This is a genomic window from Collinsella ihumii, from assembly GCF_900046475.1.
Lineage (GTDB): Bacteria > Actinomycetota > Coriobacteriia > Coriobacteriales > Coriobacteriaceae > Collinsella > Collinsella ihumii.
In genome coordinates this window covers 11,696-27,305 of record NZ_FCOU01000002.1, presented here as the reverse complement: position 1 = coordinate 27,305, position 15,610 = coordinate 11,696, and the positions used below count along the sequence as shown (strand labels likewise).

Sequence of the window (15,610 nt, the reverse complement as noted above, 5' to 3'; positions counted from 1 at the left end):
ATGTCGCAGAAGGGCTACTTGACCGCGCCGTTCGTGACGCCACCGATGATCTGCTTCTGCGCGACGATGTAGAAGACGATCATCGGCAGCATGGCGAGCAGGTAGCTGGCGAACGCCAGGTTGTAGTTCGTGGAGAACGCGGTCTGGAAGTTCATCTGCGCGAGCGGCAGCGTGTTGACGCCCTGGCCGCCCATGATGACGAGCGGGGTCATGACGTCGTTCCACACGGCCAGGCCGGTGATGACGGCGACGGTCGCGTGCATGGGCTTCATGAGCGGGAAGATGACCTTCCAGTAGGTGCTCCAGGTGGAGGCGCCGTCCATGCGCGCGGCCTCCTCCAGCGCGATGGGGATGTTACGCAGGTAGCCGGTGTAGAGCATCATGTTCATGGGCATGTAGAACACGATGTAGAGGATCATGACGCCGACCATGTTGTCGAGGTGCATCACGGCGGTCTGCTTGACGAGCGGCATCATCAGGATCGCGAAGGGCACGTACATGCCGGCGATGATGAAGTAATAGGACGCCTTGAAGATCTTCTTGTGGTCCATGTTGCGCCCGATCGCGTAGGCGGCAAGGCTGTGGATCAAGATGGAGGCCACGACCGCCACGACGGTGATGATGAGCGAGTTCAAGAACGAATTGAAGAAGTCGGTGACCTGGATGGCCTCGATGAAGTTATCGAGGCTCCAGTGGCTTGGCAGCGACAGGATGCCCGCGATGTCGTTGGTCATCTCGGTGGGATCCTTGAAGGCGATGACCACCGCCATATACAGCGGGAAGATGATGGTGATAAGACCGATGATGAGAAGGATGGTCACAGGCCAGTTAGCCCGTTCCTTGACTTTTTCCTTAGCCATTAGAGCTGCTCCTCCTTACTGTTCAAGAACTTCGTCTGCAGGATGGAGACCACGGCGATGAGGATGAAGAAGATCACCGCGTTGGCGCACTGGTAGCCGAACTGGCCGCCGGACAGGCCGTTGTTGTAGATAAGGTAGGAGATGGACTCCGTGGACTGCGCCGGGCCGCCGGAGGTCATGGCGACGATCTGATCGAAGACCATCAGCATGTCCTTCATGACGAGCACCATGTTGGTGGTGACCGACGGCATGATGAGCGGGAACGTGATGTAGCGGAATTTGTCCCAGCCAGTCGCGCCGTCAAGGGCGCCGGCCTCGTAGACGTCCTCGGGCACCGAGGACAGACCGGTGATGTAGATGATGGTGGTCTGCGCGCAGGCCTGCCACACGAGCACGACCACGATCGCGACCCATGCCCAGTCCGAGCTCGCCAGAATCGACTCGGTACCGGTGATGGCGGGCACGATGTAGGTGAAGAAGTAGCTGAACACGTAACCCACGACCAGGCCGCCGAGGATGCGGGGCACGAAGTACACGCCGCGCAGGGCGCTCTTGAACCTGATCTTGCTCGACAATCCGATGGCGAGCATGAGGGAGATGACGTTGGTGAGCAGGGTTGCCACCACCGCCACCTTGAAGGTGAACAGGTAGGAGTTCAGGATACGGGTATCGGTGAACATGTCCATGTAGTTCTGCAGGCCCACGATGTTGAAGGCGCCGTAGCCCTTCGAGTCCGTGAAGCTGTACAGAAAGCCCGTGATGAGCGGGAACGTATTGAATGCGCAGAAGATTACCAGGACAGGGATCAGAATCGCCATGAAGGTCTTGTTGCGACCCGACCCGACCTTGGTTGCCGTTGATGCCATGCTTCCTCCTTACTCCTGAGCCGCGGCTTGGACCTTGCGAATGACGCTGCGGTTGTAGCGCTGCCAGTCGTTGTCCCACTTCGTGAGGAACGCGTCGACGTCCTTGTTGAGCAGCATCGTCTGGAGCTGAGCGTCGCAGCCCATGGCGGAGGGATAGGAGTGGTCGAGGTAGTCGAGCACACGACCCTCCTCGATCCAGGGAGCCACGTCGTCAAAGAGAGGATCGAGCTCGAAGGTGCCCTCCAGGCAGGGGATGGCACGCTGGTCGTCGATGTAGGTCTGGACGTTTTCGGCCTGTGACAGGAAGTTGATGACCTCGTAGACGGCATCTTTGTGCTCGCAGGTCTCGGCAACGCACCACTGCAGGTCGACGCCCGAGACCACCACGCGGTCATCGGCGTTTTCTGCCGACGGCATGGGGAACATTCCGATGTTCATGTCGGGGTTCACCGACAGGATCTGCGGCACGGCGAAGCTGCCGCAGGGGTACATGGCGCTCTGGCCGCGCGCGAAGGCGGTGCAGGCGTCGTTGTAGGCGTAGGCGAACGGGCCGGGCTCGGCGTAGTCGAGCAGCTCGAGCATGCGCTCGGCAGGCTCGCGGTAGTAGTCGGCGAACTTCGCGTTGCCGAGGTTGACCTGGTAGTTGAGGTCAGAGGGGACCATGTTGGCCGTGATGGAGTTCCAAGGCGACAGGATGGTCCAGGTGTCCAGGTAGCCCAGGTAGATGGGATAGACATCCGGTTCCTCGGACTGGATCTGTTTGAACAGCGCGATCAGCTCGTCCCAGGTCTCGGGGATGGTCCAGCCGTGCTCGGCGAACATGTCCTTGTTGTAGAGCATGCCCGCGGCGTTCGCCACGAACGGCACGCCGTAGATGCCCTCCATGGGCACGTAGGTGACGCTGTCCAAGATGTCGATGTAGGCGTCCTGCACGTCCTCGATGGTGGGGCAGTCCGACACGTCGGCCAAGATGTTGGAGTCGGTGAAGTTGGCGTAGTCGCCGTCGCCGCCGATGCCGATGACATCGGGGTAGTTCTCGCGCACGAAGCGCGTCTTCATGACGGTCACGGCGTCCGCCGGGCTCTGGATGTTCAGGTAGATGTCGTCGTGCGAAGCGTTGAAGTCTTCCATGAGCTGTTCGAAGATGCTCACGGCTTCCTGCTTGTAGCTGACGATCTCAACCTCGATCTTGCCGTCTGCGCGCTCGGTGGTGCAGCCGCTGAACAGCAGGCCTGCTGCTCCAGCTGCCGCCCCCCCAAGGAGCGCACGGCGGGAAATGGGTTTGTTCAGCATGCGTAAGCCTCCTTCCGCGCTTAGTGAACGATGGCCAGCTCGGACTGCTTGTCGAACACGTGGACCTTGTCGAGGTCGAATGCGACCTCGATGCGGGAGCCGACACGTGCGGGGTTGGTGGACGAGACATGGCTGGAGATGGACCCGCCGTCAACATCGGCGTAGATCATGGCCTCGGAGCCCAGCAGCTCGTAGACGGTGACGGTGGCGTCGATCTGCTCGGAGAGGTTGCGGTCTGCGGGGTGCTCGTTGGAGTCCACGACGTCCTCCGGGCGGATGCCCATGGTGACAGCCTTGCCCACGTAGCCCTTGTCCTTCAGAACCTTGCCCTTGGCCTCGGGCAGGGTGATGGTGTTCGAGCCGAAGCTCAAGGTAACCTTGCCGGCAGTCTCGCCCACGCTGGCGTCGATGAAGTTCATCTGCGGGGAGCCGATGAAGCCTGCCACGAACAGGTTGCAGGGCTCGGAGTAGAGCTTCGAGGGGGAGTCGACCTGCTGCATGACGCCGTCCTTCATGACGACGATGCGGGTGCCGAGCGTCATGGCCTCGGTCTGGTCATGCGTGACGTAGATGATGGTGGCACCCAGGCGCTGGTGCAGCTTGGAGATCTCGGCACGCATCTGGACGCGGAGCTTGGCGTCGAGGTTGGACAGCGGCTCGTCCATGAGGTAGACCTTCGGGTTGCGGCAGATGGCGCGGCCCATAGCGACGCGCTGGCGCTGACCGCCGGAGAGCGCACTTGGCTTGCGGTCAAGCAGCTTGTCGAGGTCGAGGATGCGCGCGGTCTCGCGCACGGTCTTGTCGATCTCCTGAGGATCGGCCTTGCGGAGCTTCATCGGGAAGGCCATGTTGTCGTAGACCGTCATATGCGGATACAGCGCGTAGTTCTGGAAGACCATCGCGATGTCGCGGTCCTTGGGCTCGACGTCGTTCACCACGCGGCCATCGATCTTGAGGGTGCCGGACGTGATGTCCTCGAGGCCCGCGATCATGCGCAGGGTCGTGGACTTACCGCAGCCCGAAGGACCGACGAAGATGATGAACTCCTTGTCGGCGATCTCCAGGTTGAAGTCCTTAACGCCCTCGTAACCGTTCGGGTATTTCTTCCCCACGTGTTCCAGAGAGAGTTCTGCCATAGCTTAAACCCCTTCCTGTATGCCTTCCTGTGTCTGATTCCACAAGCAGGCAATTCTTACTGCAGGTTTCATATTAAGTTGCCTTAATTCGTTCTTAAGAAGCTATTAGGCTATATAAGCTGACAGAATGCGCTAAAACGCAGGTAAAACTATGTTTATTTGGGAAGGATAAATAGTTCTCGTTCGGCAAACGGGGCAAAATGAACCGGAAACGGCTTTGGGCATTCGTAAAGTAATTTTCATCATGCTCAAAAAATAGGCATCTACCTGGGAAAACTATAGAAAATAGCAAAAGTGCATAGAGATATTCCCAAACTGGTATAAAAAGTCGCATAGAATGATATTCGTCCCTATAACATTTTGCAGGCTTTGCACGGCACCAAGATATATGTCATACGCTATGAGAGGGGTACAGATGCCAATCCACGAGATTGTCTCATCGACGTTTTCCCGAGGTAAATACATAGATCTGATGCCATATCAGTACGGTCGCGAGGTGTGCACACCAGGACATGCCTTTGGGCCGTTTCGGCGCAGCCACTACCTGTTCCACTACATCATCTCCGGGTGCGGGACACTCGTGGCCTCCGATGAGTCGGGTCGGCAGACGACCTATTACCTGGGGCGGGGCGAAGGGTTCCTCATCTTTCCCGGGCAGACCAACACCTATTACGCCGACATGGACGACCCGTGGGAGTACATCTGGGTGGAGTTCGACGGTATCCGCGTCAAGGAATCGCTCTCGCTTGCCGGCCTGTCCGAGTCCAGCCCGATCTACCGATCCGACAAGGCGGAGCTGCGCAGCTCCATGGAGCAGGAGATGCGTTTTCTGGTCGACCATCAGGACGCCTCGGCGTTCCAGCTGATCGGGCACACCTACCTGTTCCTCGACAGCTTCTTGCGCTCCATCGTGAACCAGCGCGCCGCGACGACCAACCGCCTGCAGGACCTCTATGTGCGCGAGGCAATGTCCTATATCGAGCAGAACTACCAAAACGGGATCACCGTGGAGGACATCGCGCGCCAGACCGGGCTCAACCGCAGCTACTTCGGCAAGATCTTCAAGAGCGCCACGGACAAGTCGCCCCAGCAGTACCTGATCGACTTCCGCATGACGAAGGCCGCCCAGCTGCTCAAGCTCACCGCGCTGTCGGTGGGCGAGGTCGGCCGCGCGGTGGGGTATCCCAACCAGCTGCACTTCTCCCGGGCGTTCAAGGGCACGTTCGGCCTCTGCCCGCGCGAATGGCGCCGCGCCAACACCCACGCGTGAGGACGGAAGAGGCGAGGGAGGCCGCTGCATCCGCTCGCGTGCGAAACCGCACCTCGGTAAAAGGTTTTACCAGGGTGGGCGGCCGCTTCGTTTTGAATTTGGTATCATATTTCGGGCAATAAGGGCCGCGTAGGTGCTGGTCGGAGGCCCCTCCCAGGGCCTCCGTGGTCGGCCAAGCAAAGGAACCGCAGGTCACAGGCTTGTCGGATATGGCCGTTTTCCCTTCGTATTTCTTGAATTGATACCAAATTCATGTTCTAAATATAGTGACCCCCTCTTATCTGCGGTTTTGCGGTGAGGTTTCCCCACCGTCGCCGTACGCTACGCATCGACGCTTGGGGTTTGGACCGCGCGGTTGGTATCGAGTTCCCGCAACGCTCCCCGTGCGCGGCCCGCGCGCCGCGCATGCGCGCGAAAAACGTGCGGCGATGTGCGCGGCATGCTCCGTGCGGCACCGCTTGCGTGCTACGATTACACCGTTTGATATATCCGTGAACCGTTTTGGAGGGTATCCATGAGCAAGGTTCTCGTCTTCGGACACCAGAATCCCGACAACGACGCCATCATGAGCGCCGTTGTCCTCACCCAGCTGCTGAACCAGGTCAACTACAACGGCGACACCTACGAGGCCCGTCGCCTGGGCCCGCTGCCCGCCGAGTCCGCCAAGCTGCTCGCCGACAACGGTATCGCCGAGCCCGAGCTGCTCGAGTCGGTCGAGGAGGGCCAGCAGGTCGTGCTCACCGACCACAACGAGGCTGGCCAGTCCGTCGCCGGGCTCGAGGGCGCCCAGATCGTCGGCGTCGTCGACCACCATCGCTTCGGCGGCTTCACCACCGCGGCCCCGCTGCATATCATCTCCCTGCCCTGGGGCTCCAGCTGCTGCATCGTGGCGAGGCTGTTCGAGGTCTTCGGCCAGCAGCCGACGGACGCGCAGGCCAAGCTGCTGCTCTCGGCCATGATGACCGATACCCTCATGCTCAAGAGCCCCACCACGACCGATGTCGACCGCGCCGTCGCCGCCCGCCTCGGCGAGCAGCTCGGCGTCGACCCGGTCAAGTTCGGCATGGAGGTCTTCCTCACCCGTCCGTCCGGCTCCTTCACGGCCGAGCAGATGGTCGGCAACGACATCAAGCAGTTCGAGGTCGGCGCCGACAAGCTGCTCATCGGCCAGTACGAGACCGTCGACAAGACCCGCGCGCTCGGCATGATCCCCGAGATCCGCGAGGCCATGCGCGCCTACCAGGCCTCCAAGGGCGCCGACGGCATCGTGCTGTGCCTGACCGACATCATGGAGGAGGGCTCCCAGGTGCTCTTCGAGGGCAAGACCGATGTCGCCCAGAAGGGTCTCGGCATCGACGATGTGCCCGAGGGCGTGTGGATGCCCGGCGTGCTCTCCCGCAAGAAACAGGTGGCCGCGCCGATCCTCGCCGCCGCCGAGTAGCCTGATCGCAAGCTGTCTCTTCAATGCCCGGTGCCGCGTGATGCGGTGCCGGGCATTGTCTTCCGGCTGTGCGCAACGGTGCCGGAAGACAAGCTGGGCGCCCCTGCGACCGCCGGCGGCGAATCCAGCCTTATTCCCGGGGCCGGAATCAATTCGAGATCCCCGATGAAGCGCCCGCGCCTGCCGTCCTCTTTCCAAGGGTCGCTTCGCCCTCTTTGAACGGCAATCGGCGGGTCATACCCTGTTTACATTGAGAATAACGATGCGTGCCGATCGCGTATGCCGCGGCGATAGCTCCGCATGCAGGAGCGGCCTCTTGCATAAGCCTCGTCAGAGGCGCATGTAGCCCGACATGCGGCAGGCTCCTGCGGCCTTGGCCTGGCGGACCTGTTGCTCGGTGGTGTCGGTGACGCCGCCCAGGGCGAGCACCGGAACATGGGCCCGGGCGATAACCGCGTTGAGGAAATCCAGGCCGCGCCCGGGCAGCGGCTTGCACGACGGGGCGAAGACAGGGCTGGCAATGAGGTAGTCTGCGCCCAGGGCCTCCGCGCCGACGATCTCGTCCAGCTCGTGAACGTTGGTGCCCACTAGCTCAAAGCCCGCCGGGCGGCCCGTGCGCGCCAGCACGGGCGGCGGCAGGTGCAGGCTCCGAGCGCCCGCGCGCCGGGCGGGCTCGACAAAGGAGTGGGCGATGAAGGCGACGTGCGCGCGCTCGCAGGCTGCGCGCACGTCGCGCGCCAAGCGCTCGTAGGCGTCTGGCGCCAGGTCCTTCTCGCGCAGGACCAGTGCGTCGACCTTGCCGGCCAGCCGCTCCACCTGATCGGGAAGCGGGCGTATGCAGTTGAGCCGATCCGTTATCGCCACGCGAGCGAATTGTCCGGATGAGAAGAGCACGGCAAGGCTCGGTGCGCCAGCGGGTGCCGTCCCAGCGTCGGCGGCAGCCGGGGCGGACGTCTGCATGGCGGCAGGACTGGCCGCCCCGGTCGTCCCCGCGGCACCGACGGCCCTCACCTCCATTGATCGACCGGATACGATATGCTCGTCAACCATGGCGCTCCTCTCTGCGTTTTCGTTGATCGGCGCATCGCCTGCGGGCGGGCGCGGCGGCTACACCAGCACGTGGTCGTTCATCACCGGCTCCAGACCCATCCGTCGCATGGCGGCGCACATGGTGGGGAGGTCGCGGGTGTCCGCTATCTCAAACTGATCGTCGCCCTCGTCGGTCTGGTGGGTGTGCTCGCCCACGCCTGTCGACACGCCTGCCGATACCTTGGTGGCCGTGATGACGGCCGCGTGGTCACGGAACCGCGCGCTTTCGCGCGAGGACACCGTGAGTCCCGAAAACGGCATGAAGATGCGGTACGCGCAGATGACCTGCATGAGCTGGCGCTCGCTCACGTGCGGCGTATGCGGAACGACACCGCCTTTGGCCGGGCGCATGCGCGGGCACGAGAAGCTGATCTCGGCCGCGGGGTAGGCGCGCTGGATCTCCCATGCGTGCAGGCCGCAGGCCAGGGCATCGCGGCGGAAGTCGGCTAGGCCCAGCAGCGGCGCAAACGCCACGCCGCGCATGCCGCCGCGCAGCGCGCGCTCCTGCGCCTCGAAGCGGTACGGCATGATGCGCTTGCGGCCGCGCAGGTGGAGCTTGCCGTAGCGCACGGGATCGTAGGTCTCTTGGAACACGGTGACGTAGTCGACGCCGGCGGCGCGCAGGCGCGCGTAGTCCGCCACGTTGGCGGGGTAGACCTCCACGCCCACCGTGCGGAAGCGCTCCGCCGCGAGCTCGCAGGCGCGTGCGATATAGTCCACGCTGCTGCGCTGCGGGTCCTCGCCGGTGAGCAGCAGGATCTCCTCCTGGCCCGTGGCCGCGATGGCGTCGAGCTCCGCTATGATCTCGGCCTCGTTCAGCTGCGCGCGGCGGATGTCGCTTGCGCAGTTGAAACCGCAGTACACGCAGCGGTTCTCGCAGTAGTTGGCGATGTAGAGGGGCGTGAAGAACTGCACGTTGGCGCCAAACCACCGCGCGCGCTCGCGCTGGGCGCGTACGGCCATCTGCTCCAGATACGGTTCTGCTGCGGGGGCGAGAAGCACGCCGAAGTCCTCCGGCCCCACCGTGTCCTCGGCCAGCACGCGGCGTACGTCGGCGGCGGTCACGGCGCTCGGATCGTACGCCTCGGCGGCATCGAGCACCCGGTCGAACATGCCGCCGCCCAGCACGTCCATGTCCGGCAGGAACGTGAGCGGATCGAGGGCGCGATCCGTGTGAATGGCCGCGTCGAGCGCCTCCTGGGACAGCGGTGCGAGGCGGTACGCGCGCGTGCCCACCGCTTCGCGCGGAAGGTCGGCCGTGGTGAGGTCGCCGGCGGCCAGGGCCGCGGCGGCGTTTTCGGGAACGGTGCCCGATGCGTCCTTCTCGCCCTGCTCGGTCTTGTCCGCCATGGCTACCGCCCCTCTTCCTCAAGAAAGCCGGTCAGCGGGGACGACGCCTCGCCTGTGTCCAGCACGCGGCCCAGGCCGGCCCGGTACGCCGCGCGACCGGCATCCACCGCTTGGCCGAAGGCGCGAGCCATAAGGCGGATGTCTCCGGCGGTGGCCACGGCCGTGTTGGCCATGACCGCCGTGGCGCCCATCTCCATGGCTTCGCACGCCTGCGACGGCCGGCCGATCCCGGCGTCCACGATCACCGGCAGATCGATCTCCTCGATGAGGATGCGGATGAAATCCCGTGTGACCAGGCCCTTGTTGGACCCGATGGGCGCGCCTAGCGGCATGACCGCGGCGGCGCCGGCGGAGACCAGATCGCGCGCCACGTTGAGGTCGGGGTACATGTAGGGCAGCACGGTGAAGCCCTCGTCGGCAAGGAGCTCGGTGGCGCGGACGGTCTCGACGTTATCCGGCAGCAGGTATTTGGTGTCGCGGATGACCTCCACCTTGACGAGGTCGCCGCAACCCAGCTCGCGCGCCAGGCGGGCGATGCGCACGGCTTCCTCGGCGGTGCGGGCGCCCGACGTGTTGGGCAGCAGGGTCACGCCGTCCGGGATGGCGTCCAGGATGTTGCCTTCCTGGCCGGTGTTGGCGCGCCGCACGGCCAAGGTCACGATCTCGGCGCCGGCGTCCTCGACGGCCGCGCGGACCAGGTCCAGCCTGAACTTGCCAGAACCCAGGATGAAGCGCGAGCTGAACTCCTTGCCGCCCAGCAGCCAGGTATCCGCCTCCGGGGCCTGGCAGGCGGTTTGCGTATGCTCTGACATTGATGATGCTCCTCTCTTTTCTGGGACCCTTGCCGCGCCTGTTCCATCGCTGGGACGGGGGCGCAGAGGGTCGTTGCGTTACGTGCGATAGGGACGAGGGAACGCGCCCTAGCCCTCCGGTGCTTCCTCTCCCATGATGAGGCGCAGGGCGAGAAGCGCCTGCTGGGCGGCGCACAGCGCCACGCGCGGCGCGTAGAGCACCTGGCCCGCGCCCACGTCCGACCTTCCATCGCCGCAGAGGTAAAGCCGTCGGCCCATCCGGCGCGTGACGATTTCCGCCGCCGGCCCCAGGCCCGCCATGCCGTTGCCGGCGATGACCACCGGGCCGTCAGGCTGGGCGAGAAGCTCCTCGACCAGGAGCGCCTTGGCCTCCGGGGCGTCGAACGCCTCGCATACAAGGGGGCAGCCGGCAAAGAGCGCGCGTGCGTTGGCCGCCGTCACGCGTTCGCACCGGGCGTCCACGACGATCTTCGGGTCGATGGCGCGCAGTTGATCGGCTAGCGCCTCGACCTTGGGCATGCCCACGTGCTGCCGGAAGTAATGCTGGCGGTTGAGGTTGCTCGCATCGACCGCGTCGAAGTCCACGATGCGCAGGGCGCCGATGCCGCTGCGCGCCAGCATGACCGCGATGTTCGACCCCAGCCCGCCGGCGCCGGCGATGCCGGAGGGGCCGGAGCCCACGCTGCCGACCTTGTGGCGGTTTGCGGGCTCGCGCCGCCGTTCCGATGCGTGCCGCAAGGGGGTCTGCCGCCCCGGCGCGCACGCTGCCCTCGTCCATCAGCCGCCTCCCACAAACCGTACGATCTCCAACGCATCGTCGGCGCGCAGCGTGCGTTCGGCAAACTGCGCGCGCGGCACGATGTCGCCGTTGAGCTCGCACGCCACGCGCGTGCCCTCAAAGTCCATCCGGTCGAGCAGCTGCGCCAGCGTAAGGCCGTCGACCGACGGATCCTCCTTGCCGTTCACCCGTGCCATGGGACCTCCTCTCGTTACGGAATCGTCGCCAGCCAAGAGCACGCACCCGCGGCCACCGCGCCTCCGCTGCAAGAGCGGGGCGTCGAGCCAACAAAAAAAGCGCGCACGAAGGGACACCGCACCCGAGGTGGTGCGCCCCTTCGTACGCGCTGCGTACTCTGACGTGAAGGATACCCCGCCGAAGCCGGCCCGTCAATACGCTGTGGTCGCGCCGTCAACAAAGCGGAGGGGGGCGTGGCGATGGGCCCGCGAGCGCCGGGCCTTGCTGTGAAGCGCCCTGTGCAGAACCTGCGCACGACCCGTGGATGTTCCATGTTATCGCCTATCGAATCGGTGGGTTTTTATCACGGGTAGGGGATGCTGTATTCGGGGCTTCCCCGGAGCCTACAGACCGCTCGCCCGCGTTTGCCGCGCGTTCCCAAAGAACTGCCGCATGAGGGCTTGAGAGTCAATAATAATTTATTACGAACCGCGGGACGCCGGATGCGGCGCCCGCGGTTTTGTGAGAAGGACGCTTGGTGCAGAAAGGATCGGAGCTGACATGACAAAGCGTAAGCGCATGCACAACCAGCGGACGGCCAAGGCGGTCGAGCGCAAGGCGCTTGCCCTGGATGCTCCGAGCATACCGGTGCCGCTCATGAGCGATGAGCAGCGCCTGCGCATCGAGCGCCGCAGCGTGCTCGACCGCATCACCTCCAACGGCACCATCTCCGCCTGCGTGATGATCCTCGCCGCCGTCGCTGCGGTGATCTGCGCGAATACCGATGCGTACTATGCGCTGCACGAGTGGTTCGCCCTGCCGGTGTCGATCGGTATCGCCGGGTGGGAGTTCTCGTTCAGCTTCGAGCTGTTCGTCAACGACTTCCTCATGGCGATCTTCTTTTTGCTCGTTGGCACCGAGCTCAAATACGAGATGACCGTCGGAGAGCTCAGGCGCCCGCGCCAGGCCATGCTGCCGATGCTCGCTGCGGTGGGCGGCGTGATCGCGCCCGCCTGCATCTACGCGTTCGTGAACCGCGGTGGAGCGGTCTACGGCTGGGCCATCCCCATGGCGACCGATATCGCCTTCGCGCTCGGCGTGCTCTCGCTTCTGGGCAACCGCGTGCCCCCGGCGATCAAGGTGTTCTTCTCGACGCTCGCCATCGCCGACGATCTGCTGGCCATCGTGGCCATCGCCCTGTTCTACGGCCATGCCCCGAGCATGATGTGGCTCGGTGCCGCCGCGGTGGTGACCGCGCTGTTGGTCGTCCTCAACATCCGCAGGCACTTCCGCCTGGCGCCGTATCTGGCCCTCGGCCTCGTGCTGTGGTTCTGCCTGTACCAGTCCGGCGTCCACGCGACGCTCGCCGGCGTGATCCTGGCCTTCACCATCCCGGCGCGCTCCGACATCGATGCGGGCGGCCTGGTGGAATGGGTGCGCGCAAAGCTCCCCGAGCTCGACGACCGCTATGACGACGAGGCGCACATCCTCGGCCAGCACGATTTCACGCACGCGGTCAACGGCGTCGAGCGCGTGATGCACCGCGTGACGCCGCCGCTGCAGCGTCTGGAGCACGCCATCTCCACGCCGGTGAACTTCATCATCCTGCCGATTTTCGCGTTCGTGAACGCGCAGGTCAGGCTGGTCGGTGTCGATCCCGCGACGCTTCTGTTCGACCCCGTCGCGCTCGGCGTGTACTTCGGCATGCTGCTGGGCAAACCGATCGGCATCGTGGGCATGACCGCGCTGCTCGTCAAGACGAAGCTCGCCGAGCTCCCGACCGGCGTGCACTGGCCGCATGTCGTCGGCGTCGGCATCCTGGGCGGCATCGGTTTCACCATGTCCATCCTGATCGCCGGCCTGGCGTTCACCGAGATCCCCGCGGAGCTGCTCGCCGCCAAGACGGCGATTCTGGCGGGATCGATCTCTGCGGCGCTTATCGGCCTGATCTACATGCATTTCGTGTGCCACAAGCGCGCGTAGGGGCCGTGGCGCGGTATCTATCCGCGATCGTGGTCAATTCACCTATCGAACCGGGAATGCCGGCTGCGTATAAACGGACAAACCCGCCCAGAGGAGCTCTCCGGGCGGGTTTTTCGTTCGCCATGGGCATGAAGCGCCGAGTTCTTCGGTCGACGCGCCGCTCAGTCTTGCAAGAAGTGCGGTAGCGCATCGCAATATATTGTCTCAGCCATGGACCGAACCCGGTTCGATGGGTGAATTGACCACGATCGCGAAATCATAGCGCGCGACGCGGCCTCGGCATGGGCGCGACCTGCGTCAACCCGCCAGCTGCCGGCGCACCTTTTCGACCTGCTCGATGGCGCGGTTGACCTGGTAGCGGGCATCGTCGATCTTTCCCTGGACGTACAGGTCCACAAAGGGGTTGTCCAAAAACAGGTCGGCCGCCAGCACTAGATTGCCCGTCTGGATGTTCACGCCCTGCGAGCCGTCGATATCGCGCAGCTCGTAGGCGAAGGTCGCGAGCGCGCTGCGGGCCGCGTCGAGCTCGTCTTGGGCGTCGGACATCTTGCCGCGCTTGATGAGCGATGAGATGAAGCCGCCCGCCAAGATGTCGAACGCGCCCCAGTTGCGCGCCGAGTGCAGCAGGTCGCGCGCGCGGTACAGGTGCTCGAGCGCGCGGTCCGCGGCCTCGATGGCCTCATCGATCTCTGTGCGCAGGTCTTTGTCCATGTGATGCCTCCTCTATGGTGAGCGTTCGGTCTCGGGGCCGCCCGTCTACTCCACCGTGCCGTAGGTTCCGCCCCAGCCGTGGGCCGCGAGCGCCGAGTTCAGCTGGTCGCAGAGGCGCTGCCGATCGTAGGTGCCCGGAGGCAGCAGCGTCACGATCTCCATGAGGTCGGGCGCGAGGTCCAAGATCTCGGCCTGAACCACGAGGTCGAGCCGGTCGATGACCTGCCTTCCCGTGAACATGCCGTCCACGAGCCGCTGAAGCTCGCCGAACTCTTCCGCCTGGAACGATCCAAGTCGCATGTGTCCTCCTTGGGTACGGGTTGTCCGCTATAAATCTACCACGGTCGCAAATCGGGGCAGCATGTACAGAGTCGACACACATCGGAAACATCGCGTGCGTATACTAAGGCGCACGTGTACGACCGATCGCCTGTCCTGTTTTTGCATGGATGCAGGCCAGCGATTCACGCGAGGGAAGAGGGCCCCGGTATGCAGACAATGTATGAGCAGATGGATACTGCCGCGCTTGATGCCGCTTTGGCGGATCTGACCAGACAGGTTGACGAGGTCAAGGCCAAGGGGCTCAAGCTCGACATGGCGCGCGGCAAGCCGTCGCCGGCGCAGGTCGATATCTCCCGCCCGATGCTCGATCTGCTCTCGAGCGGCGCCGATCTCACCGACGAGGGCGTGGACTGCAGCAACTACGGCTGCTTCGAGGGCATCCCCTCGGCGCGTCGCCTTGCGGGCGAGTTCTTGGGCCTGCCGGCGGACCAGACCATCGTGCTGGGGTCTTCGAGCCTGAACATCATGCAGTCGGTGCTCATCCACTATTGGGAGAAGGGCGTGCCCGGGTACACCCCGTGGAGCAAGCTCGACCGCGTGAAGTGGCTGTGCCCCGCGCCCGGTTACGACCGCCACTTCGGCATCACGCAGGATCTCGGCATCGAGAACGTTCCGGTCCGCATGACCGAGACCGGCCCCGACATGGACGAGGTCGAGCGCCTGTGCGCCGCCGACGACTCCATCAAGGGCATGTTCTGCGTGCCCAAGTACTCCAATCCGACGGGCATCACCTACTCCGATGAGACGGTCCGCCGTCTGGCGACCATGAAGGCCGCGCCGGACTTCCGCATCATGTGGGACAACGCGTACGCGGTGCACGACTTCACCGATACGCCGGATGTGCTCGCGAACGTTTTCGACTTGGCGCGCGAGGCGGGAAACGAGGACCGCATCCTGGGCGTCGCGTCCACGTCGAAGATCACGTTCCCGGGTGCGGGCATCGCGTTTTTCGGCTCGTCGGCGGCCAACGTGGGCGAGGTCGCGAACACGCTGAAGGTCGGCCTCATCAGCGCCAACAAGCTCAACCAGCTCATGCACACGCGCTTCCTGCCCGACCTGGATGCCGTGCACACCCACATGCGCAAGCACGCGGAGTTCCTGCGCCCGCGCTTCGCCTGCGTCGAGGAGAAGCTCGAGGAGGGCCTTGCCGGCACCGGCTGCGGCACGTGGTCGCATCCGCACGGCGGCTACTTCGTGTCGTTTGACGGCCCGGAGGGCTCTGCCAAGCGCGTCGGCGCGCTGTGCGCCGAGATGGGCGTCAAGCTCACGCCGGCGGGTGCCACGTGGCCCGGCGGCAACGATCCGCACGATACGAACATCCGCATCGCCCCGACCTATCCGAGCGTCGAGGAGCTCTCCGAGGCGCTCGACGTGCTGGTGCTCGCGGTGAAGCTCGTTTCCGCCCAGCTGGCGCGCGAGGCCCGCGCGTAGCGAAACGGATCCAGCGGCACTTTTGGGACGGAGCCGCCTTTGCCCCTGTCGGCGAAGCGCCGACATGGGCA

At 64.3% G+C, this 15,610-nt stretch carries 15 protein-coding genes; 4 read left to right on the top strand and 11 right to left on the bottom strand.

What is annotated here, in order from left to right; genetic code table 11:
- Positions 1-14: 14 nt before the first annotated feature.
- The 4 genes from BN3789_RS00745 to BN3789_RS00730 are packed head-to-tail and all read right to left on the bottom strand — an operon-like array spanning position 15 to position 4,155.
- Complete coding sequence (locus tag BN3789_RS00745) at positions 15-860, bottom strand: carbohydrate ABC transporter permease (protein WP_066828766.1); 846 nt, start codon at positions 858-860, stop codon at positions 15-17.
- On the bottom strand, positions 860-1,726 hold the full coding sequence (locus BN3789_RS00740) for a carbohydrate ABC transporter permease (RefSeq protein ID WP_066828764.1): 867 nt from the start codon (positions 1,724-1,726) through the stop codon (positions 860-862). The genes BN3789_RS00745 and BN3789_RS00740 overlap by 1 nt, the downstream gene beginning before the upstream one ends.
- Positions 1,727-1,735: 9 nt before the next feature.
- A complete protein-coding gene (locus tag BN3789_RS00735; RefSeq protein ID WP_066828762.1) occupies positions 1,736-3,019 on the bottom strand; it encodes an ABC transporter substrate-binding protein in 1,284 nt (427 codons plus the stop codon).
- 20 nt (positions 3,020-3,039) lie between these two features.
- Positions 3,040-4,155 carry an ABC transporter ATP-binding protein gene (locus tag BN3789_RS00730; protein WP_066828759.1) on the bottom strand — a complete coding sequence of 372 codons (1,116 nt, stop codon included), beginning with the start codon at positions 4,153-4,155 and terminating at the stop codon, positions 3,040-3,042.
- A gap of 472 nt (positions 4,156-4,627) precedes the next feature.
- Between BN3789_RS00730 and BN3789_RS00725 the strand changes: the two genes are divergently transcribed.
- Both BN3789_RS00725 and BN3789_RS00720 read left to right on the top strand, forming a co-directional pair.
- Positions 4,628-5,425: an AraC family transcriptional regulator gene (locus BN3789_RS00725; protein ID WP_229254087.1), complete on the top strand. Its 798-nt coding sequence runs from the start codon at positions 4,628-4,630 to the stop codon at positions 5,423-5,425.
- Positions 5,426-5,939: 514 nt separating this feature from the next.
- The gene (locus BN3789_RS00720) at positions 5,940-6,866 is read left to right on the top strand and encodes a DHH family phosphoesterase (protein ID WP_066828752.1); all 927 of its coding nucleotides are present in this window, start codon (positions 5,940-5,942) and stop codon (positions 6,864-6,866) included.
- A gap of 330 nt (positions 6,867-7,196) precedes the next feature.
- Here BN3789_RS00720 and BN3789_RS00715 read toward each other — a convergent pair whose 3' ends face one another.
- From BN3789_RS00715 to thiS, 5 genes are all read right to left on the bottom strand, one after another.
- The gene (locus BN3789_RS00715) at positions 7,197-7,916 is read right to left on the bottom strand and encodes a thiamine phosphate synthase (protein WP_229254086.1); all 720 of its coding nucleotides are present in this window, start codon (positions 7,914-7,916) and stop codon (positions 7,197-7,199) included.
- 57 nt (positions 7,917-7,973) lie between these two features.
- Positions 7,974-9,305: a 2-iminoacetate synthase ThiH gene (gene thiH / locus BN3789_RS00710; protein WP_079988989.1), complete on the bottom strand. Its 1,332-nt coding sequence runs from the start codon at positions 9,303-9,305 to the stop codon at positions 7,974-7,976.
- Between the two features lie 2 nt (positions 9,306-9,307).
- Entirely contained in the window at positions 9,308-10,117 is an 810-nt protein-coding gene (locus BN3789_RS00705; RefSeq protein ID WP_066828750.1) for a thiazole synthase, read from the bottom strand.
- A gap of 108 nt (positions 10,118-10,225) precedes the next feature.
- Positions 10,226-10,798, bottom strand: a complete 573-nt coding sequence (gene thiF, locus BN3789_RS00700; protein ID WP_229254085.1) for a sulfur carrier protein ThiS adenylyltransferase ThiF — start codon at positions 10,796-10,798, stop codon at positions 10,226-10,228.
- 96 nt (positions 10,799-10,894) lie between these two features.
- Positions 10,895-11,092, bottom strand: a complete 198-nt coding sequence (gene thiS / locus BN3789_RS00695; protein WP_066828748.1) for a sulfur carrier protein ThiS — start codon at positions 11,090-11,092, stop codon at positions 10,895-10,897.
- A 541-nt stretch (positions 11,093-11,633) separates the two neighbouring features.
- Between thiS and nhaA the strand changes: the two genes are divergently transcribed.
- Positions 11,634-13,055, top strand: a complete 1,422-nt coding sequence (nhaA, locus tag BN3789_RS00690; protein ID WP_079988988.1) for a Na+/H+ antiporter NhaA — start codon at positions 11,634-11,636, stop codon at positions 13,053-13,055.
- 297 nt (positions 13,056-13,352) lie between these two features.
- Here nhaA and BN3789_RS00685 read toward each other — a convergent pair whose 3' ends face one another.
- Positions 13,353-13,766 carry a hypothetical protein gene (locus tag BN3789_RS00685; RefSeq protein ID WP_066828746.1) on the bottom strand — a complete coding sequence of 138 codons (414 nt, stop codon included), beginning with the start codon at positions 13,764-13,766 and terminating at the stop codon, positions 13,353-13,355.
- A gap of 45 nt (positions 13,767-13,811) precedes the next feature.
- Positions 13,812-14,066 carry a hypothetical protein gene (locus BN3789_RS00680; protein WP_066828745.1) on the bottom strand — a complete coding sequence of 85 codons (255 nt, stop codon included), beginning with the start codon at positions 14,064-14,066 and terminating at the stop codon, positions 13,812-13,814.
- 189 nt (positions 14,067-14,255) lie between these two features.
- Here BN3789_RS00680 and BN3789_RS00675 point away from each other — a divergent pair, with 189 nt between their 5' ends.
- Positions 14,256-15,539 (top strand): aspartate aminotransferase type Ic, encoded by a 1,284-nt coding sequence (locus BN3789_RS00675; RefSeq protein ID WP_066828743.1) that lies wholly within the window; start codon positions 14,256-14,258, stop codon positions 15,537-15,539.
- Positions 15,540-15,610 lie beyond the last annotated feature (71 nt).